This window comes from Streptomyces sp. NBC_00637 (assembly GCF_045161545.1).
In the GTDB taxonomy this organism is placed as follows: domain Bacteria; phylum Actinomycetota; class Actinomycetes; order Streptomycetales; family Streptomycetaceae; genus Streptomyces.
In genome coordinates, this window is sequence record NZ_CP109046.1 from 6149031 (window position 1) to 6167713 (window position 18683).

Here is an 18683-nt window from a genome sequence, read left to right on the forward strand (position 1 = left end):
ACGGTGGATGGTCACCCCGGGCGGGTCAGTCCTCCCGGAGCGCCCTCGCGTAGTTGGCCATCGACCGCTGGTAGCGCGGCAGATGAGGGGCCAGGGCGCCGAGCACGAGGGACAGGCCCTCGCGGTCGCGGCCGAGGCTCGACAGACACAGGGCCAGACAGGCGCGTACGGCGTCGTCCAACTCGTCCGACGGGCCGTCCAGTTCGGGGGTCAGCAGGTCGACGCCCTGCTGAGCCTGCCCGATGTTGCGGAGGGAACTGGCGAGTTGGATCTTCGCCCGCCTGCCCTTGTAGCCGCTCTCCTCGCTCAGCCCGCGCGCGAGCGCCTCCCGGTACAGCGGGGCGGCCTGGTCCGAGTGGCCGGTCGAGTCCCAGGCACAGGCCCGCTCGAACGGGCCCAGCGGACTGCCTTCGGGCAGCTCGGCGACGAGCTTGTCGATCACGGCCCGGAACTCCGCCGCCCGCGCCTGCGGATAGTCGTCGAAGCCGGACCAGGCGGCGGTCACGCGGTCTTCCCAGTCTTGGTTCACCGGCACACTTTCGCACGGGTGTCCCCACCGGGCGGGGGTATTTTGAGCGCACCGTGCGTGAGAGCCGTATCCAGAGCGAGGCTCTTGCAGGGAGGAACGGATGAAGATGACGCGACCGATGCTCGCGGTGGCCGCCGCCGCGGCGGCGCTGGTGCTGACGGGCTGTGGTGCCGACGGGACCGCGGAGACCGCCGTCCCGGTGACGGCGACCGGCAGCCTGGAGCACTTGGCGGCGGAGGTGAAGTGCACGCCCGACATGCAGACCGACGCCGACGAACTGCGCCAGGCGCTCTGCAAGAACGACGACGGCAAGTTCATCCTGCTGACCTTCGCCACCGACCGCGGTCAGCGCGAGTGGATCAACGGGGCCAAGGACTACGGCGGTCACTACCTGGTCGGCCGCAAGTGGGTGGCCGTGGGCGAGGAGACCGGCACGGTGACGGCGCTGCGCAAGACGCTCGGTGGCGACATCGAGGAGGGCACGGACCACTCCGCGCACGTGTCGGGCGATCCCTCCGCCGGTGCTTCGCACTCCGGTCACTGACCGGCTCCGCGCGTCTCGCGCTCCCGGCGCGTCCGCGCACGCGGCGGACACGAGAAGGCCGGCGGTGAGGAATCCTCACCGCCGGCCTTCTCGTTCGGCTCTGCCGTCCGGGGCTGCCGTCCGGCTCTACCGGGTGGCCCGCTCAGCGGGTCACTTGCACTTCTTGCCGGTGTTGATGCAGTTGACCATCTTGTTCATCAGGTTCGTGGAGAAGAAGTTGATGAAGTCGTTGTGGTCGGTGATCGGCTTGTGCAGGTTCTCCGGGAACGTGTCCACCGCGTACGGGTTCACGACGGTGCCGTTCTGGAGCTTCGGGGCGGCGACGTTGTAGACCAGGCGGACCTGGAGCTGGGGGATCGCCTTGAAGCCGTTCGCGCAGGTGCCGTCCGCCTGGACGAAGGCCACGTGCGTGCGGTGGTTGGCGCTGTCGATGTTCTGACCGTCCCAGCAGCTCTGGAAGTTGGTCGTGCGCACCACCTGGCTGCCCTGCGGGCAGATCGGGTACTGGGTCTCCAGCTGCACCTTGTTCTCGAAGCCGGTGCAGCTCCAGTTCACGTTCGCGTTGGCGTTGCCGTTGACGAAGGCCTTCGCGTCACCGGTGATGATGCGCAGGGCCGTCGGCATCGCGACGACCTTGCCCTTCTTGTTGCCGACGAACTTGATCTGCGCCTGGGCGGGCTGGAGGATCTTGCCGACGTTGCCTTCCTTGCCACCGCCGTCGTTGTTCTGGTCGAAGTCCTGCGAGCCGTCCTGGACTCGCAGTACCGGCCAGAAGTACGAGGACTTGTCGCCCTGGTTCTGGCAGCTGGTGCCGGCTCCCGCCAGCTCCTGGTCGCTCGCGAAGGCGTCGTTGTTCTGGTTGCCGACGTAGTCGTGCAGGTGGTGCGCGCCGTTGGTGACACCGGGGGCGACGATCACGTTGTCCGTGTTGTGGTTGTCGTTCCCGTTGGTGCCGCAGCTCGAGGTGAAGGTGCCCCGGGAACCGCTGTTGCCGTTGGCCTTGGCACCGTTCGCGCCGACGCCCAGCTGCGCGTTGGCCTGGACCTTCGTGATGTCCACGAAGTCCGCGGCGACCGGTCCGTTGCCGCCCTGGCCGTTCTGCGCCTGGCCGGCGTTGCCGCCGTTCTGCTGGCCGCCGTTGTTGTTGTTCTGGCCACCGTTGTTCTGGTTGCCGGTGTTGTTCTGGCCGTTGTTGTTGTTCTGCTGGCCGTTGCCCGCCTGGCCCGCGTTGGTGTTCGCCGCCTGCGTGGTGCAGGCCGCCAACTGGCTCAGCGAGCTGTTGAACTGGCCACCGGAGCGCTGGATGTTGATGCGGATCCGGTCGATCGTGGCCGCGCGCTTCTCCTTGAGGGGGCCGGTGATCGCGTTCTGCACGAAGCCGGCGTCGCCGGCCTGGGCCTGACGGGTCGAAGCGAGCCGGGTGTAGGCCTCGGTGATCTGCTTGTCGAGGTTGGCCAGCTCGGTCGCGACGCCCTGTTTCGCCCCGTTGGGTACGTTCGTCAGCTTCTGCCCCACGTCCGGGCAGGAGATGGTGGCGACCTGAGCGGCCGCCGTGGCGGCCTTGGTCGAGTTCTGGCCCGAGTTCGACTCGTGCGCCGAAGCGTAGAAGTTCGCCCAGATCAGCCCGCCCCCGCCGAGCGCTAGGGCCGCCGATGCTGCCACGGCCTTCGTGGCCATCGACGAACGGCGTTTACGTATGTTGCGTCCCATGGAACTCCTCTGACTTCCTTGCGGGGCAGCATCGAGGCGCCCGACAGGAGTGAAGCTGAAGCTGCTTCCTCCTTTACGCATGGCGCCCCTGCGGTGTTCAGCCCACTCGGAAATTGATGAGAGCCCCGTACGACAAAACAACCCCAACGCCCTCACACGACACAGCAGTTGGCGGGTCAGCGGTCACGGTCCAGATAGGCCAGCACCGCCAGCACCCTGCGGTTGTCGTCGTCCGAGACCTCCAAACCCAGCTTCACGAAGATGTTGGCGGTGTGTTTGGCGACGGCCCGCTCGGTGACCACCAGAGCGCCCGCGATCGCCGCGTTCGACCGGCCCTGCGCCATCAGCTCCATCACCTCCCGCTCGCGCGGGGTGAGCCGGTCCACCGGCCCCTGTCCGTCACCCGAGCGCCGGGCCAGCAGCTGCTGGATCACCTGCGGGTCCATCGCCGTACCACCGGCCGCGACCCGCCGTACGGCGTCCACGAACTGCTCCGCGTCGAACACCCGGTCCTTCAGCAGATAGCCGATCCCGCCGGTGCCGTCGGCGAGCAGCTCGCGCGCGTACAGCTGCTCGACGTGCTGGGACAGGACGAGCACCGGCAGTCCGGGTCTCCTGCGGCGGGCCCGGAGCGCGCACTGGAGGCCTTCGTCCGTGTGCGTGGGCGGGAGCCGGACGTCGACCACGGCGACGTCCGGCTCCAGTTCGGCGAGCGCCCGCTCCAGTTCGGGCCCGCTCTCGACGGCGGCGGCGATCTCGAAGTCGTAGGCCTCCAGCAGCCGGACGAGACCGTCCCGCAGCAGGAAGAGGTCCTCGGCTAGGACAACACGCAAGGGATCTCCATGGTCACCATGGTGGGACCGCCCGCGGGAGAGCTGACGGCCAGGACGCCGTCGAATGTACCCAGTCGCCGCTCGACTCCGGACAGGCCCGAGCCGGCCCCGATCGCCGCGCCGCCGACGCCGTTGTCCGTGACGGAGATCCGCAGCCGGCCCGCCCCGTGATGGAGGTCGACCCAGATCCGGTCGGCGCCGGAGTGCTTGATCGCGTTGGTGAGCAGCTCGCTCACCGCGAAGTAGGCCGCCGACTCCACCGGCGCGTCCGGCCGGCCGCCGTCGAGCTCGACGTTCACCTCGGTGGGAACCGGCAGCCGCAGTGCCAACGCCCGTACGGCGTCGCCGAGTCCGCGCTCGGCCAGCACCGGCGGGTGGATGCCGCGCACCAGGTCGCGCAGTTCGGAGAGCGCCTCGGCGGACGACCGGCGGGTCTGCGCCAGAAGCGCCTTGGCCTTCTCCGGATCCTTGTCGACGAGCATCTCGACGGTGCCGAGGTCCATGCCCATCGCCACCAGCCGGGCCTGCGCGCCGTCGTGCAGATCCCGCTCGATGCGCCGCAGTTCGGCGGCCGAGGTGTCCACGGCGTCCCGCCGGGTCTCCGTCAGCACCCGCACCCGCTCGGCCAGAGCCGCCTGACTCGGGACGAGCATGGCCTCGGTGAGACGGAAGTGGACCTGGAGCGCGCTGACGGTGTACCGGTGGGCGACCACGAGGAGGACGGCCCCCAGGGCGCCGGCGGCGAACGCGGTCGCCTGGCCGCTGACCGGCACGAAGCCGTACCAGTAGGGGTCGTCCGGGTAGCCCTCGACCCGCCACAGCCCGGCGGGCAGCGCGATCCCCTCCAGCGGATAGAGGACCAGGACGGCCGGCAGCAGAGCGGTGACGAACCCGGCCGTCATGTCCACCACGAGCCAGCGCAGGTCCCGCCAGGTCGCCGGATCGCGCAGCAGCGCGTAGCTGAGCTTCCACGGGTTGGCGGTCTCGGGGACCGGCCGGTACGCCGACGGGATGCGCACCCCGCCCCACCGCTCGGCGAGCGCCCGCCGCCGGTCCGCGTAGGCGCGCACCCCCTTCACCACATAGGGCGTCGTGAAGGCCCCGACCCCGATGGGTATCAGGGCCATGGACACGAGGGAGAGGACGAAGCCCAGGATGGCCGACGGCAGCGATCCGACGGCCAGCGCGAGCCCCCGCCCGGCGGCGAGCACCATCCCCCGTGCCCTCGAACCGCCTTCGTCGCTCTTCGTGTTGGTGTTCATGGCGTCAGTCTGGCCGAGCCGCGGGCGGGCGGTCACTGGCCCGACGCCCCCGGTCAGGGGGTGGTGCCAGGTACACCTGCGGCCTCCGGTCCACCGGTGCCCGCCGCGAGCACCTTCGCCTCCACCTCCGGGTCCAGGCCCTTCTGGGAGCGGTCCGGACGCCGGGGCGCCGTACCGCCGATCGACCTCAGCCAGTCCCAGGTGTCGGCGACCGTCGCCTCGACGGGACGGCAGGACAGCCCCGTCGCCATCGCCCGTGAGACGTCGGCCGCGTGCAGGGCGTCGTGCAGGTCGGTGCCCGGAGGCACCCACACGGGCAGCTCGGTCCACGGCTCGATACCCGCGTCGAGGATGATCTCCGGCGCCGTCCACCGCAGTGCGGCGTCCGAGCCGGTGGCCCGCACACACGCCTCCAGCAGCCCGCCCATCGTCGTGTGCCCCTGCGGGCTGGTCAGGTTGTACGGCCCGCTCAGCTCCCGCTCGACCGCGCCGAGGATCCACTCGGCGAGATCGCGGACGTCCACGTACTGCAGGGGCAGCTCGCGCGGGCCGGGCGCGAGGACCGGGCCGCCCCGGGCGATCCGGGTCAGCCACCAGGGCAGCCGCCCGACGTTCTCGTACGGGCCGAGGATCAGCCCGGCCCGCACCAGGACGGAAGCCTCCGCGCCGAACGCGTCGACGACCGCCAGCTCACCGCCGCGCTTGTCCCGGGCGTAGTCGCTCTGTCCGGCGTCGGGCTCGGCACCCTCGACGACGGGCGCGTCCTCCGCGTACCCGGGCGGCGGGGCCCACGCGTACACCGAGCGGCTCGACACGTACACATAGCGGCGAACGCGGCCCCGCAGCAGCCGCGCCGCCTCGTGCACCGCGCGGGGCGCCGCCGACCAGGTGTCGACGACGGCGTCCCACTCGCCCTCGGCCAGGGCGTCGAGGCCGCCGGGCGCGGTGCGGTCACCGGTCAGCGGCCGGGTACCGGGGACTACGCCGTGCCGCCCCCGGTTGAAGACCGTCACGTCCCAGCCGCGCCCGAGCGCCGCCTCGACGACGGGCCGTCCCGCGAACTCCGTACCACCCAGCACCAGAAGTCTCATACCGGTGACTGTGCCCGGCCCGGACGCGACGGGGAACCGTGCTCTGCCGTCGGCAGACGAATCGGGTCAGCGAGCGGTCGGCGGGGTGTACTTGTAGCCGACCCGGCGCACCGTCTGGATCGACTGGCGGTACGGTGCGCCCAGCTTGCGGCGCAGCCGGGCGATGTGCACGTCGACCGTGCGGCCGTCGCCCACGTGCCCGTAGCCCCACACCGTGGTGACGAGCTGGTCACGGGTGTGCACCCGGTTCGGGTACGCGACCAGGTGCGCGAGCAGCTCGAACTCCAGGTAGGTGAGGTCGAGTTCGCGTCCGTCCACGGCGGCCGTGCGCTGCACGGTGTCGATCCGTACGAGCGGACGCCCGGCGCCCTCGGCGGCCGGGGCCTCCTCGGCGGCCGGCCGGTCCGGCACCGCCACCGGCAGGAACGGCGACTGCTGGTCGGCCGGGACGAGTACCAGGTAGCCGACCATCGGCGGCCGGCCCGGCAGGCTGGGCAGGGTGTGCGCGGGAGCGGGCAGCCAGGTCGCGCCCGGCGGCAGGAAGTCGGCGACGTCGACCACCTCGTCCCGGTCGACGGCCCGCAGTCGGTGGCGGGCCGTGCCGTTCGGGAGGGCGGTGGTGACGCGGGGAGCGGCGGAGAGGGAACGGGTGTTCGCCATGAGAGGTCAGCTCTTTCGCGCGAGGAGTTCGTCGGGGAGGACGACGGCCCACCATGCGTGGGCGGGCTCGTCGAGGACGTACGTCGTGCGCGCTGGCCGAAGGCCGGGAGGTACGGCTTTAGAGGGCCGGCGCGTTCATCGCGCGGCAACACACCCGGTCGAAGTCGTGGTGCTGGCGGGAAGGCCAGAAGGGCTCGAGGTCGTGACGACCCGTCGCGATGCACTTCCGGTGGCTGGCCATGGCTCCATTGAAGCAGACACCCGCCCGTTACAGGAGCCTCCTCTCACAGCTTGGACGATCCCTGGCGCGAAGCCGCCGTCAGCCGACCACGCGCGCCGTCGCCAGGAGCGTGCGGACGGCGGCCCGGAGCACGTCGTCCGGATGCGCGGCGTCGCCGTACATGAGGTCCTTCACGGTCCGCCGCGGCGACTGCGCCCCGCGCCGCAGCGGCTCCACGGCGAAGCGGGGGAGGAGACCCATCTCCGTGAGTGTCACCACCGGGTGGGGCTGAACCGGGGAGAATCGTTGCCACTCCAGCGCCTGCCTTGCCAGCGGGTCCGTCGTGTCCTCGGTCCTGCCGGTGATGCGCCAGACGGCCAGTGCGGCCGTGGCCCGGCTGCCGGACGGGATACGGGGTGCCAGAAGCGGCTCGACGAGCGGCAACAGCGGCGCGGCGGCGGCACCGAGCCGGCCCGCGAGGCTCGTGGCCCAGGAGGAGGCCGAGGCGCTCAGCTCCCGGCGGAGGACGGACAGCGCGGGCTCGGGGTCGGCGGCGACCGGCCAGAGCGCCACCGCGGCCTCCGCCGAGACCGAGGAGTGCACGCCCTCCCGCACACAGAGCCGCAGCGCCCGCTCGCCCACCTCGCCCGCGGCGCGCCCCAGCCCGGCCAGCACCGCGACCGCGACGGACGGGTGGCCCGTGCCGTGGCGGGTCAGCAGTCCGGCGATCTCCCCGACGGCGTCCGACGCCGCCGCGGGGTACCGCGTGAGCACGTTGGCCAGCTCCGAGTGTCCGTGCCCCAACCGCCGCGCCACCGCCCGCGCCACGGGCTCCGCCGCCGCCCCGAACTCGTCGGTCACCGCCTTGACGGCGCGGACGGTGTCGTACGCACCGGGCGCCTCCCCGAGCAGCCGCAGCACCTCCTCGACCGCCACCTCCGCCGGCACGCGCGCCCGGGCCAGCGCGGTGACCGCCCCGGCCCGCACCGCGGGGCTGTCGTCGGCGAGGTACGGCGACACCCGCTCCCGCACGCGCGCGTGCAGCTCCGGCGGGAGCGCGCAGGTCAGCTGCGCCAGCCGGTACAGCTGCCAGGCCTCGCCCTCCGTCTCGCGCAGCGCCCACGGGAGCACCTGCGCCTCACGGTCCCGCCAGTGCTCGGTGATCTCGAAAGCGAGCGGCATCCCCTGGGCGAGAGCCCGCAGCGCGGCCCCGGGGTCCTCCAGCAGCCGTGCGGTGAGCGGCCGGTAGTGCCCGGGCCACAGCGAGATCTCCGGTTCCTCGGGCTGCTCCGGCGCGGCGGTGTACGCCCGCGCGCCGACGTCCACCAGCGGGTGCGGCAGGGGCGGTTCGGTGGTGCGCAGCAGGTCCTCGGCGGCGGCGAGCACGACCCGGGGCTCGGGGTCGGTCAGCAGGTCGTGCCGCCAGGCGCCGTCGCCCGGGTCCAGCAGCCCGAGGGCCGTCACGACCCGGGATCGCACCAGCGGGTCGCTCTCCTCGGCGAGCCGGTCCCGCAGCAGGCGCGTCGGCGCCGGGCCGCACGCCCGGCCGCACGCGGCGATCAGTGTCACCGTCGCCTCGCGTACGCCCGGGTCGGCGTCGTGTGCGAAGGGGATCAGGGACGGCATCGCCTCGGCCAGGGCCCGCCGGATGCGCCGCCGCTCGTGCCGGTGCCCGGCCCAGTTCGCGAGGTTCGCCAGCAGCCTGAGGAGTTCGGCCCGGGGACCGGGCCCGTGCAGGGCGAGCCGGATCAGCTGCGGTACGGCGGGTGCCGTGGGGACGTCGTCCCGGAAACACAGCGAGGAGAACAGCCGGTCCATCGCCGGGTCGCGAGCGGACTCGTCCGCGGACTCCAACGCCCTCAGCAGGGCGGGCACGTCGCTCGTCGGGCCGTAGGCGCGTTCGAGGGCCGCCCGGTCTCTCTCCGTCCCCATGGGAGCGCAGGATACGCAGAAGGGGGCGCCCGCCGAATCGGCGGGCGCCCCCTTCCGGGAAGAACCGGGGACAACCGGGGTTCGGACCGGATCAGACCTGGCCGGCCTTCTCCAGGGCCGAGCAGCAGGTGTCGACGATCAGACGCGTCACCAGGTACGGGTCGACGTTCGCGTTCGGACGGCGGTCCTCGATGTAGCCCTTGCCGTCCTTCTCGACCTGCCACGGGATACGGACCGAGGCGCCGCGGTTGGAGACACCGTAGGAGTACTCGTTCCACGGGGCGGTCTCGTGCAGACCCGTCAGACGGTCGTCGATGCCGGCGCCGTAGTGCTTGACGTGGTCGAGTGGCTTCGAGCCCTCACCGAGCGACTCGCACGCGGTGATGATCGCCTCGTAGCCCTCGCGCATCGCCTTCGTGGAGAAGTTGGTGTGCGCGCCGGCGCCGTTCCAGTCGCCCTTGACCGGCTTGGGGTCCAGGGTGGCGGCGATGCCGAAGTCCTCGGCGGTGCGGTAGAGCAGCCAGCGGGCCACCCACAGGTGGTCGGAGACCTCCAGCGGGGAGACCGGGCCGACCTGGAACTCCCACTGGCCGGGCATGACCTCGGCGTTGATGCCGGAGATCGCGAGACCGGCGGCCAGGCAGTTCTCCAGGTGCGCCTCGACGACGTCGCGGCCGAAGATCTCGTCGGCGCCGACACCGCAGTAGTAGCCGCCCTGCGGGGCCGGGAAGCCGCCCTTGGGGAAGCCGAGCGGGTAGCCGTCCTGGAAGAACGTGTACTCCTGCTCGATGCCGAAGATCGGCTCCTGGCTCGCGAACTTCTCGGCGACCTCGGCGAGCGCGGCACGGGTGTTGGACTCGTGCGGCGTCATGTCGATGTTGAGGACCTCGCACAGGACGAGGATGTCGTCGCCGCCGCGGATCGGGTCGGGGCAGGTGAAGACCGGCTTGAGGACACGGTCCGAGGAGTGCCCCTCGGCCTGGTTCGTGGACGACCCGTCGAAGCCCCAGATTCCCAGCGCGTCGAGACCGGCGGGCTCACCCGCGATGATCTTCGTCTTGGAACGGAGCTTCGCCGTCGGCTGGGTGCCGTCGATCCAGATGTACTCAGCCTTGAAGGTCACGGGGCCACTTCCTTCGGGTGTGTCTGACGCACGTGCGGGTGCTGCGGCGCTGCGGCACTGGGGCGCCGCCTTGTCTGCCGGGCAGACTGTCAACAGGCGATTTCCCGGTCGTTGCTCGAATGTGAACCCCGTGTTACCTGGTGGTTCTGTGGCGCGGCTCACGGTGTGAGCGGCGGGTTCGGGGGTTCGTATGCGATGCGGTGCGCCGGACGCGGGCCCGGACGCGAATCCGGACCCCGACCCGGACCGGGCACGACCCCGGCCAGGGTGCGCGGAGCGCGAACGCGTCGGTCCCGCCGCTCGTGGCCGTGAGCGGCAGGACCGATGACACCTCCGCCCTTACGGGATGCCCCGCAGGGTGCCGCCGCCGGTTCACCCGGGTGTCCGGCGGCGGGGCCTCACCCCACCTTCTCGATCAGTGCCCGGCGGATCAGGAACTTGCCGGGCTCGCGGACCTGTTCGAAGGCCGCGTTGTTGAGCAGGGCACAGCTGCCGGAGACCGAGGTCACCTCGACGGTCGTGGACTTGTTGTTGTCCAGGTTGGTGACCTTCAGCTTGGTCCCCGCCGGGAACTGGTTACTCGACGCGGCCGGGGCACCGCCCTCGCCGGAGAGCGTCACCGTGGAACCGTTGCAGACCTGCTGGCCGGAGGCGGCACCGCCGCCGTTTCCCGCGTTACCCGTGTTTCCGGCATTGCCCGTGTTCCCGGCCGGTGCGGAAGCCGCCGGAGCCGAGGCCGCCGGAGCGGAAGCCGCCTGCGAGGGCTGCGTCGCCTGGGAGTCCTGAGCCGACTCCCCAACGACGCAGCCCGACGCCTGCTGCTGGACCTTGATCTGCGCGATGACCGCCTCGCGGTTGGCGATCCGGGCCGAGGACTGCGCGTCCGGGTTCGTCCTCTGGCCCTCGATGAACTTCTCGTTGTTGCCGAGAGCCGTGGCCAGTCCCGTGCAGACGGTCGAGTCCCCGGCGGACAGGGTGTCGGCGTTCTGCGTGTCCTGTGAGGCGTTCGAGGTGGCCGCCATGGCGAAGGCCCCGGCGCCCGCCACCGCCGCCGCGCTGACGAGCAGCGCGATCTTGTTCTTCGTGCCGAGAGTTCTCCTGCGCGACATGCGCGCCTCCTGAGGGGTAGGGGAGCGTACGTCGCTATGTACGAGATACCGAACGAGGTTACTCAGCGGTCACGGGAGTCAATCGAAGTGGCGTGCGTCACACGGGAGTCGGGGTCGAAGGGAGGCGGTCGCCCAAGCGTGGCCGGCCGGGCCCGGTCAGCTCTTCCCCTCCTCGTGCGCCGCCACCGTGTCGGCGACCCGCCGGACCAATCCCTCGGTCTGTGCGGTGAGTTCGGCCTTCGCGGTCTTGCCGCCGTCGCCCCGGCGCCCGTTCGCGAACACCACCGAACGCAGGGTCGTCGCCTGCCGGAAGACCGCGGCCGAACCCGGCGGGACCGTCGCCAGACCGGCCCCCGCAGGCGGATCCAGCGGGACGACCCGATACGTCACCGGGTCCGCCGAGGCCGTCGTGGACACCCGCGAGGCGTCCTCCACCCGCTCGAAACTCAGCACGGTGACCGTCACCTGTGAGCGTCGTCCGGTGTCCGTGAACAGGGCCGCCGTCGACCGGGCGCACCCCTTGCCCTGTTCGGTCAGCCGGGCGAGCGCGGGCGACACGCCCCGCGCGCAGTCGACGGTGGTGGACAGGTCGACGCGGGCGTACCGGGAACCGTCCGCGAGCCGGACGCTCGTCGAGGGGAACGCCTGCTCCGGCCGGACGACCGGGCGGGCGAGCAGGGAGGCGGGCACGCTCGGGGCGCCGGAGAGGAGGCCCGCGCCCCCGGGCGGCACGGCCGCGAGACCCGAGGGCGTCGTGGTCGCCGGCGCCGTCGCCGGGGGAGCGGACGTGGTCCGTTCGCCCTCGCCCTCGCCCGCGATCAGCACGGTGCCGACGGCGACGGCGGCGACCAGGGCCGCGCAGGACCCGCCGACCGCCGTGCGCCGGGTCCGCCGTCGCCGTCGTATGCGCTCCCGCTCGGGCAGGGATCCGCGTCCTTGATCACCGAAGGTCATGGCGGCGGAGGGTAGCAGTGCGCGGCGCGTCGACTCCCGCCGCCGGACTAACCGTCGGCTCTCCCGCCAGGACGGGTTCTAACGGGACAACGCGTCCCGTACGGCCTCGTCGGTGCGGGCCACCAGCGCGGTGCCGTCGTCCGCCGTGATGATGGGGCGCTGGATGAGCCGGGGGTGCGCGGCGAGCGCGCCGATCCAGCGTCCTCGCGTACTCGCGTCCCGCGCCCAGTCCTTCAGGCCGAGGTCCGCGGCCTCGGCCTCCTGGGTGCGGGTGATGTCCCAGGGTTCCAGGCCGAGCCGGTCGAGCACGGCCGCGATCTCGTCCTCGCTCGGCACCTCCTCCAGATAGCGGCGGACGGTGTAGTCGGCGCCCTCGGCGTCGAGGAGCGTGAGGGCGCTGCGGCACTTGGAACAGGCGGGGTTGATCCAGATCTCCATGCGGCACACGGTAGCGGTCCCGAAGCCGCGAAAGCCCCTGTGATCAGGGGCGATTGTCAGTGGTGGGCAGTAGAATAGAAGCAGTGTTCGAGGGTTCGCCGGAGGTTCCGGACCGGGCCCTGACCGCGACAGGAGGATGCCTGTGACCGCTGCCGCAGTGAAGCCGAAGCCGTTGCCGACCCAGTCCACCGCCAAGCGTTCCGTGCAGCTCGATCTGCCCTATGTGCCCGTCGAGAAGCGGCCGTTGCCGCCCGGACGACCGCGCGAGTGGTACGCCACGCACAACCGTCGCCTCAAGGCGATGCGCCTCGCCATCGCCCTGCTCGACCTGGGCGTGTATATGCCGAACCAGGCCCGCAACGAGAGGATCCGCAGCACGGCGGAGCTGATCGGCGTTCACGCGCCGTCGGACACCACGTGCCACATGGTGCGGGCCCTGCTGCGGTACTCGCGGTGAACCGGGCGCCGGGTGCCGTCCCTGGTGACGGCACCCGGCGTCGGGACTCGGCGTCGGCACCAGGACCGGGGACAGGGGCCGGGACCGAAGTCGCGGAACGGGGCCGGGGCCAGAGGCCGGAGGCCAGGGCAGGGGCGGCGACGGGAGGTCAGCTCACCAGTTCCTTCTCGACCGGTGTGCGGAACCTCGGTGTCACCCGGGCCGGGCCCAGCCACGCCGCCAACCGCGCCGCCTCCGCCTCGATGGCCGCCTTAGCCTCGCCGCCCACGCCGTCCTCGCCCGCGCCACTGCCCTCGTCGGCCAGGATCCGCCAGACGATCTCGCCGTCGGCCCGCTGGGCCCAACCCCCCACCACCCGACCGTTCCACCACACCGTCGGGCCCACGTTCCCGCTGTAGTCGAACAGGCCGGGGCGCAGCTCCGGCGCCAGATACCAGTCCCGGGCCTGCCAGCCCATGGCCGTCGGGTCCAGGCCGGGCAGCAGGGCCGCCCACGGCTCGCCGGGGACGGGCACGGCATCCACGTCGTCCTCGACCACGTACCCCGTCCCCCCGTCCAGCGTCACCGCCCGCGCGCCGATCGCCGTCAACGCCCGGCGGACGTCCGTCACCTTCCAGCCCGTCCACCACTTCAGATCGGCCTCCGTGGCCGGACCGCACGCCGTCAGCCAGTGCCGCAGCAGCTCCGACTGGGCCTGCGCCACAGGCAGTTCGGCGTGCCGGGGGGCCAGGGCCCAGCGGAACTGGCTCGACGTCCACGAGCCCAGGGGCCGCCCCCTGACCACCTTGCCCTCCACTCCCAGCACCCTCAGCAGCCGCGTCACGACGGTGTGAACGCCCTCGTAGGGCTTGCCCGCCGCGTACACGAACCGCTCCCGCAGCCGCGGCTCCTCGCGGGCCAGCTCGGCCGCGGTCGCCTGGCCGAGCCGGGCCAGGGCGGCCAGCGCCGACTCCTCGACCTCCTTCAGCCAGGCCGCGTCCGGTGCGCCGGCCTTCGCCATGTCCTTCACCAGGCCTGCCCGCTCCCGCGCGGCGACCGCGAGCCCGGTCGAGGCGTGCACGACCGCGGTCGACTCCGTCGGGAACACGAACACGGTGTGCCGCATGCCGTGCATCCGGACGAGGGTCCGGTCGGCGTACAGCGCCCGGTCGGTCTCCGCCACCGTCGCCGCCGGGTCGGCGAGGCGGGCGCCGACCGCCAGGTACACCGTCGCCGGGTCCGAGCCGTGCAGGGCGAGGAGCGCGTCGGCCACCGCCTCGGGTGTCGTGACCCGCGCCCGCGGGGCCAGCCGGTGCCGCAGCGCCAGCCGCGCCCGCCGCTCCGCCACCCCGATGTACCGCAGCGCGTCACCCATGTCCGGCCTCCACCCGTCGTCGCCCCGTCGCCCTGTCGCCGTCCGGACCTCGTACCCGTCCGCCATCAGCCATCCTCGCCGACACCACCGACAATCGGGTCCCGACCACCGGGTCACCCGTTCGGCGTACCCGACATGCGGGCGCTCCCCTCCCGTCCTTCACTGCGAACAGGAGGCCGGGAAGTGTCGGGGACCGGGAGGGGTGTCGTGAACCGGCAAGTGGCGTGACCGGGAGGCGGATGTGGTGCGAAGGCGACGCGGATGAGCACCCCCACCGACCGTGCCGGACGCGGCCGGGACGCCCGTAAGCGCGTCTCCCGGTCCGCCCACGCCCTCTGGCTCCCGTCCGTCGACCGGCCCGACCCCGTCGCCATGCTGGAGCGGCAGGGCCGCGACCGGCTGCCCGAGCTGCTGCCGATCCGGTACGGGCGGATGGTCGCCTCGCCCTTCGCCTTCCTGCGCGGCTCGGCCGCCCTCATGGCCGCCGACCTGGCGTCGCAGCCGCACACCGGACTGACGGTCCAGCTGTGCGGTGACGCCCACCTGCTCAACTTCGGGCTGTACGCCTCCCCGGAGCGGGGGCTGCTCTTCGACCTCAACGACTTCGACGAGACGTTCCCCGGGCCCTTCGAGTGGGACGTCAAACGGCTCGCCGCCTCCGTCGCGGTGGCCGCCCGCGAGAACGGCCACCCCGAACCGAAGGTGCACCGCGCCGCCCTGGAGGCCGCGGCCGCCTACCGCACCGCCGTACGACGGCTCTCCCGGCTCGACGAACTCGCCGTCTGGTACGAGCGCATCGACGCCGAACGGCTGCTGCCCCTGCTGCGCTCCGCCCGGCGCCGCGGACGGGCCGGGGGCAGTCTCACCCGCGCCCGGCGCCGCACCAGCCTCCAGGCCCTCGGCAAACTCACCGAAGTCGTCGACGGACGCCGCCGCATCATCCACGACCCACCGCTGATCGAACCCGCCGGCGCCTCCGACAGCGCCGCCCTGCGCAAGATATTCAGCGACTACCGCTCCACCCTCACCGAGGAGCGCCGCCTGCTGCTGGACCGCTACCGCTTCGTCGACGCCGCCCGCAAGGTCGTCGGCGTCGGCAGTGTCGGCACCCGCTGCTTCATCGTGCTGCTCGCCGGGCGGGACACCGACGACCCGCTGTTCCTCCAGATCAAGGAGGCCCGCGCGTCCGTCCTGGAGGATCACCTGCCGAGCGGCCCCTACCTCCACCCCGGCCACCGGGTCGTCGCCGGGCAGCGGCTGATCCAGGCCGCCGGGGACGTCTTCCTGGGCTGGATGACGGGGCCGCAGAGCCGCGCCTTCTACTGGCGTCAGCTGCGCGACCCGAAGGGCGCGGCCGGCGTCGCCGGGATGTCGCCGGCCGACCTCGCGGCCTACGCCGGGCTGTGCGGCACCGCCCTGGCCCGCGCCCACGCCCGCTCCGGCGACCGGATCGCCATCGCCGGCTACCTCGGCGGCGCCGACACCTTCGAACGCGCCGTCGCCGACTTCGCCCTCACCTACGCCGACCGGACCGCCGCCGACCACGCGATCCTGGGCGCGGCGATCGCGGCGGGCGTGGTGAGCGCGACGCAGGGCGTCTGACCACCGTCAGGCGTCCTGGTGTCGCCGGTGGGCCGGGTGTCGCACGGCGCCGCCGGCGTCCGGGCGTCGCCGCCCGCCCGGTCAGGAGAGTGCGGCCGTCCGCTCGTGCTCGCTCCGGCCGGCCAGCAGGGCGGTCACGAACTCGCGTCGGTCGTCCGCGTGGTCCTGGAACCACAGGCCCAACCGGTGCCCCGCGGCGGGCAGTTCGAAGCGCGTGTACCGGGCGCGGGTGGCGAGCGCGTCCTGGACGGCCTCGGTCACCTCCGGCGGGATCACCGTGTCCGTGCCCGGCACGGCGAGCACCGCCCGGCCCTCGTACGCGCGCAGCACGTCCAGCGCGGGCGCCTCCCGCCAGCTTCCGGGCCTGCGGATGATCGCGCTGAACTCCCCGTCCCCGGAGCCGAACGGAAGGTCCCACGCCGGGGCCGCGTACACCGCGGGGGCGCACAGGCCGAGGGCCGTCACCCGGTCCCGGTAGAACGCGGCCAGGTCGGCCACCGTCTGTCCGCTCATGCTGAACCCGACGAGCACCAGCGCCCCGTCCGCCGGGACGTACGCGTCGATCACGGAGACCGCCTGCTCGAAACGCCGGCGCAGGCTCAACTCGGCGAGCAGGCCGCTGCTTTCGCCGTGCCCGGAGAAGTCGAGGGCGAGGGCGCGGCACCCGTGGGCGGTGAACTCGCGGACCAGCGGCAGCAGTCGCTCCTTGCCGCCGTTGCCGGCGCCGTGCAGCACAACGGCGGTCACCGTTCCCGGACCACCGCCGTGCACCCCGCTGAGCCGTTCACCGTCGTACTCGTGCGTGAAAGGGGACAGTTCGCTCATGGGCCCCATTCACTCACGGGCCTGGTTCTCCGGACGGCCCCGCGAAAAGGAGATGCACGTTGAGTGACGGACTCCGTACGCTGGAGGCACCAACCCACCCTTCTCGCCACGCTCAGTCACCGTCCCTGCCCAGGAAGGAGGTACACCATGGGCACCGTCGTACTCTCCGGAGCCGTCGTCCTGGTGGTCCTGGGATTCGGAAACCCGCTCTACTGGCTCGCCGCGGTCGGCGTGCTGTTCCTGTACGTGCGGTACGGGCTCGACTCGTCCGCGCCGTCGGCACCGTCCGCGCCCGGCCCGGCACCCGCTCCGACGTCGTACAAGGCGTACCGCGACCGCCGTGACAACCAGGCCAAGTGGGAGCGCCGCTACCGGCGCGAGCGCCCCCTGGAGTCGCGCCGCCAGGAGCGCGAGCGCAGCAAGTAGGCCTGATCCGATCAGCCGGTCGACCCGTCGACCCGCTGATGCGCCGACTGGCCGGTCGGCTGACTGGGCGGCCGGTCGATCCGACTAGAGGCCGGGGGCTCCCCACACCGGGAACCACCGGCCCAGGTCCTGCTCGATCCGCAGGTCGCCCGTGAGGGCGGCCTGCACCTGCAATTCCAGTGCGCCGTCGCGCCGCTGCCCCGTACCGGGCAGCGGCGCGAACGGATAGAAGGACCCCCGCTTGTACAGGTACACGAGCGCCAGCCGGCGGCCGCCCGCCTCGTCCGTCCCGCCCCGCCGGTCCTCGAACCCGGCGAGGGAGCACAGCAGCTGCGGTCCGAAGCCGTTGACCTCCATCGCGCTGTTCACCGCGTGCAGATCGTTGACCAGGAGCGGCAGCTCGTCGGGGGTGCGCCGCGAGACCAGCCAGGAGTAGCCGTAGTCGTCCCGCACGAGCCGCACCGGGGGACCGGTGCGCTCGGTGTCCGCGTCGAGCAGCGCCTGGACCTCGCGGTGCGTCTGCTCGAAGGCCGAACCCTCGACGGTCGCGAAACACACGGCACCCTGTCCGGTCGGGGTGAACCCGGCCGCCGCCTCCAGCGTCACGGCCGCCGAAGGCAGCGCGAACAGCCGGTCCAGATCGGGCACGACCGGCTTGGTCCGGCCGAGCAGGATGTCCAGCAGCCCCATGATCAGCCCGCCCCGCCCGGAGCGGCCGCCTCGCCCAGCTCGGTGGAGATCCGCCCCAGCTGCTCGAGACGCTGCTCCAGGCTCGGGTGGGTCGAGAACAGCCCCGCCACACCGGGTTCGGCGCCCAGTGCCGGAGTGAAGTAGAAGGCGTTGAAGGCCTGGACCGTCCGCAGGTCCTTCGTGGGGATCCGGGCCAGGTCGCCGGAGACCTTCGTCAGAGCGGAGGCCAGCGCCGAGGGCCGCCCGGTCAGCTGTGCCGCCGCCCGGTCCGCCGCCAGCTCCCGATACCGGGACAGCGCCCGGATGAGCAGGAAACTGATCGCGTACACGGCCGCCGAGACACCCATCACGGCGGCGAAGACGACCGCGGCGTTCTGGTCCCGGCGCGCGCCGCCGAACACCTGCGAGTAGAACGCGAAGCGCACGATCAGCCCCGCGATCACGCCCAGGAACGACGCGACCGTGATCACCGCGACGTCCTTGTGCGCCACGTGCGACAGCTCGTGCGCGAGCACTCCCTCCAGCTCGGCGGGGTCCAGCCGCCCCAGCAGCCCCGTCGTCACGCAGACCACCGCGTGGTCCGGATTCCGTCCCGTCGCGAACGCGTTCGGCATGCCCATCCGCGAGACGGCGACCACCGGCTTCGGCATGTCCGCGAGCGCGCACAGCCGGTCGATCACGGCGTGCAGCTCGGGATACTCCGCACGCTCCACGACCCGCCCGCGCATCGCGAACAGCGCGACCCGGTCGGAGAACCAGTACTGCGCGCCCAGCATCGCCACCGCGACGACCGCGACCAGTACCCACGACTTCAGCAACACGATCAACGCGGCGACGAACGCCACGTACAACAGCCCGAGCAGGAACAACGTGACCGTCATCCGCACGGTCAGCCGCCGGTCGCTCCGGAAACGGCTCTGCATC

Annotated in this window: 19 protein-coding genes; 4 read left to right on the forward strand and 15 right to left on the reverse strand. The window is 72.4% G+C overall.

The genetic code is table 11. The features are described from left to right. Window positions 1-25: 25 nt before the first annotated feature. Window positions 26-529, reverse strand: coding sequence for a tetratricopeptide repeat protein (locus OG440_RS26905; protein ID WP_406009356.1), 504 nt, complete (start codon window positions 527-529; stop codon window positions 26-28). Between the two features lie 100 nt (window positions 530-629). On the opposite strand from OG440_RS26905, the gene OG440_RS26910 reads away from it, so the two are divergent. Next, a complete protein-coding gene (locus OG440_RS26910) occupies window positions 630-1073 on the forward strand; it encodes a hypothetical protein (RefSeq protein ID WP_406009357.1) in 444 nt (147 codons plus the stop codon). Window positions 1074-1223: 150 nt separating this feature from the next. Here OG440_RS26910 and OG440_RS26915 read toward each other — a convergent pair whose 3' ends face one another. The 10 genes from OG440_RS26915 to OG440_RS26960 all read right to left on the reverse strand — a co-directional run bounded on the left by OG440_RS26915 (window position 1224) and on the right by OG440_RS26960 (window position 12405). Further along, a complete protein-coding gene (locus OG440_RS26915; protein WP_406009358.1) occupies window positions 1224-2783 on the reverse strand; it encodes a DUF1996 domain-containing protein in 1560 nt (519 codons plus the stop codon). A 176-nt stretch (window positions 2784-2959) separates the two neighbouring features. Next, window positions 2960-3616, reverse strand: a complete 657-nt coding sequence (locus OG440_RS26920) for a LuxR C-terminal-related transcriptional regulator (RefSeq protein WP_406009359.1) — start codon at window positions 3614-3616, stop codon at window positions 2960-2962. After that, window positions 3601-4878: a sensor histidine kinase gene (locus OG440_RS26925; RefSeq protein ID WP_406009360.1), complete on the reverse strand. Its 1278-nt coding sequence runs from the start codon at window positions 4876-4878 to the stop codon at window positions 3601-3603. The genes OG440_RS26920 and OG440_RS26925 overlap by 16 nt, the downstream gene beginning before the upstream one ends. A gap of 53 nt (window positions 4879-4931) precedes the next feature. Then, window positions 4932-5969: an NAD-dependent epimerase/dehydratase family protein gene (locus OG440_RS26930; protein WP_406009361.1), complete on the reverse strand. Its 1038-nt coding sequence runs from the start codon at window positions 5967-5969 to the stop codon at window positions 4932-4934. Between the two features lie 66 nt (window positions 5970-6035). Then, window positions 6036-6629 (reverse strand): winged helix-turn-helix domain-containing protein, encoded by a 594-nt coding sequence (locus OG440_RS26935; protein ID WP_406009362.1) that lies wholly within the window; start codon window positions 6627-6629, stop codon window positions 6036-6038. Window positions 6630-6948: 319 nt separating this feature from the next. After that, a complete protein-coding gene (locus tag OG440_RS26940; RefSeq protein WP_406009363.1) occupies window positions 6949-8781 on the reverse strand; it encodes a hypothetical protein in 1833 nt (610 codons plus the stop codon). Between the two features lie 91 nt (window positions 8782-8872). Further along, window positions 8873-9904: a glutamine synthetase gene (gene glnII, locus OG440_RS26945; RefSeq protein WP_406009364.1), complete on the reverse strand. Its 1032-nt coding sequence runs from the start codon at window positions 9902-9904 to the stop codon at window positions 8873-8875. Window positions 9905-10302: 398 nt separating this feature from the next. Next, the gene (locus tag OG440_RS26950) at window positions 10303-11013 is read right to left on the reverse strand and encodes a hypothetical protein (protein WP_406009365.1); all 711 of its coding nucleotides are present in this window, start codon (window positions 11011-11013) and stop codon (window positions 10303-10305) included. A 156-nt stretch (window positions 11014-11169) separates the two neighbouring features. Further along, window positions 11170-11967: a hypothetical protein gene (locus OG440_RS26955; RefSeq protein WP_406009366.1), complete on the reverse strand. Its 798-nt coding sequence runs from the start codon at window positions 11965-11967 to the stop codon at window positions 11170-11172. Window positions 11968-12045: 78 nt separating this feature from the next. After that, entirely contained in the window at window positions 12046-12405 is a 360-nt protein-coding gene (locus tag OG440_RS26960) for an arsenate reductase family protein (protein ID WP_406009367.1), read from the reverse strand. A 142-nt stretch (window positions 12406-12547) separates the two neighbouring features. Between OG440_RS26960 and OG440_RS26965 the strand changes: the two genes are divergently transcribed. After that, window positions 12548-12862 (forward strand): hypothetical protein, encoded by a 315-nt coding sequence (locus tag OG440_RS26965; RefSeq protein ID WP_406009368.1) that lies wholly within the window; start codon window positions 12548-12550, stop codon window positions 12860-12862. A 148-nt stretch (window positions 12863-13010) separates the two neighbouring features. Here OG440_RS26965 and OG440_RS26970 read toward each other — a convergent pair whose 3' ends face one another. After that, window positions 13011-14216: a winged helix DNA-binding domain-containing protein gene (locus OG440_RS26970; RefSeq protein ID WP_406009369.1), complete on the reverse strand. Its 1206-nt coding sequence runs from the start codon at window positions 14214-14216 to the stop codon at window positions 13011-13013. A 261-nt stretch (window positions 14217-14477) separates the two neighbouring features. Here OG440_RS26970 and OG440_RS26975 point away from each other — a divergent pair, with 261 nt between their 5' ends. After that, window positions 14478-15818, forward strand: coding sequence for a DUF2252 domain-containing protein (locus tag OG440_RS26975; RefSeq protein ID WP_406009370.1), 1341 nt, complete (start codon window positions 14478-14480; stop codon window positions 15816-15818). Window positions 15819-15899: 81 nt separating this feature from the next. Here the strand turns inward: OG440_RS26975 and OG440_RS26980 are convergent, their stop codons facing one another. After that, window positions 15900-16643 (reverse strand): alpha/beta hydrolase, encoded by a 744-nt coding sequence (locus tag OG440_RS26980; protein ID WP_406009371.1) that lies wholly within the window; start codon window positions 16641-16643, stop codon window positions 15900-15902. Window positions 16644-16790: 147 nt separating this feature from the next. On the opposite strand from OG440_RS26980, the gene OG440_RS26985 reads away from it, so the two are divergent. Further along, on the forward strand, window positions 16791-17069 hold the full coding sequence (locus tag OG440_RS26985; RefSeq protein ID WP_406009372.1) for a hypothetical protein: 279 nt from the start codon (window positions 16791-16793) through the stop codon (window positions 17067-17069). An 84-nt stretch (window positions 17070-17153) separates the two neighbouring features. Here the strand turns inward: OG440_RS26985 and OG440_RS26990 are convergent, their stop codons facing one another. Both OG440_RS26990 and htpX read right to left on the reverse strand, forming a co-directional pair. Continuing rightward, the gene (locus OG440_RS26990; protein WP_406009373.1) at window positions 17154-17759 is read right to left on the reverse strand and encodes a hypothetical protein; all 606 of its coding nucleotides are present in this window, start codon (window positions 17757-17759) and stop codon (window positions 17154-17156) included. 2 nt (window positions 17760-17761) lie between these two features. Further along, window positions 17762-18682, reverse strand: coding sequence for a zinc metalloprotease HtpX (htpX, locus tag OG440_RS26995; protein WP_406009374.1), 921 nt, complete (start codon window positions 18680-18682; stop codon window positions 17762-17764). Window position 18683: the final 1 nt, after the last annotated feature.

Bases quoted from the DNA above. Each gene is read 5' to 3' on its own strand.
- OG440_RS26910 (WP_406009357.1), top strand. From the start codon at position 630: ATGAAGATGACGCGACCGATGCTCGCGGTGGCCGCCGCCGCGGCGGCG.
- OG440_RS26915 (WP_406009358.1), bottom strand. From the start codon at position 2,783: ATGGGACGCAACATACGTAAACGCCGTTCGTCGATGGCCACGAAGGCC.
- OG440_RS26925 (WP_406009360.1), bottom strand. From the start codon at position 4,878: ATGAACACCAACACGAAGAGCGACGAAGGCGGTTCGAGGGCACGGGGG.
- OG440_RS26930 (WP_406009361.1), bottom strand. From the start codon at position 5,969: ATGAGACTTCTGGTGCTGGGTGGTACGGAGTTCGCGGGACGGCCCGTC.
- OG440_RS26935 (WP_406009362.1), bottom strand. From the start codon at position 6,629: ATGGCGAACACCCGTTCCCTCTCCGCCGCTCCCCGCGTCACCACCGCC.
- OG440_RS26940 (WP_406009363.1), bottom strand. From the start codon at position 8,781: ATGGGGACGGAGAGAGACCGGGCGGCCCTCGAACGCGCCTACGGCCCG.
- OG440_RS26950 (WP_406009365.1), bottom strand. From the start codon at position 11,013: ATGTCGCGCAGGAGAACTCTCGGCACGAAGAACAAGATCGCGCTGCTC.
- OG440_RS26955 (WP_406009366.1), bottom strand. From the start codon at position 11,967: ATGACCTTCGGTGATCAAGGACGCGGATCCCTGCCCGAGCGGGAGCGC.
- OG440_RS26960 (WP_406009367.1), bottom strand. From the start codon at position 12,405: ATGGAGATCTGGATCAACCCCGCCTGTTCCAAGTGCCGCAGCGCCCTC.
- OG440_RS26970 (WP_406009369.1), bottom strand. From the start codon at position 14,216: ATGGGTGACGCGCTGCGGTACATCGGGGTGGCGGAGCGGCGGGCGCGG.
- OG440_RS26975 (WP_406009370.1), top strand. From the start codon at position 14,478: ATGAGCACCCCCACCGACCGTGCCGGACGCGGCCGGGACGCCCGTAAG.
- OG440_RS26980 (WP_406009371.1), bottom strand. From the start codon at position 16,643: ATGAGCGAACTGTCCCCTTTCACGCACGAGTACGACGGTGAACGGCTC.
- OG440_RS26985 (WP_406009372.1), top strand. From the start codon at position 16,791: ATGGGCACCGTCGTACTCTCCGGAGCCGTCGTCCTGGTGGTCCTGGGA.
- OG440_RS26990 (WP_406009373.1), bottom strand. From the start codon at position 17,759: ATGGGGCTGCTGGACATCCTGCTCGGCCGGACCAAGCCGGTCGTGCCC.
- htpX (WP_406009374.1), bottom strand. From the start codon at position 18,682: ATGCAGAGCCGTTTCCGGAGCGACCGGCGGCTGACCGTGCGGATGACG.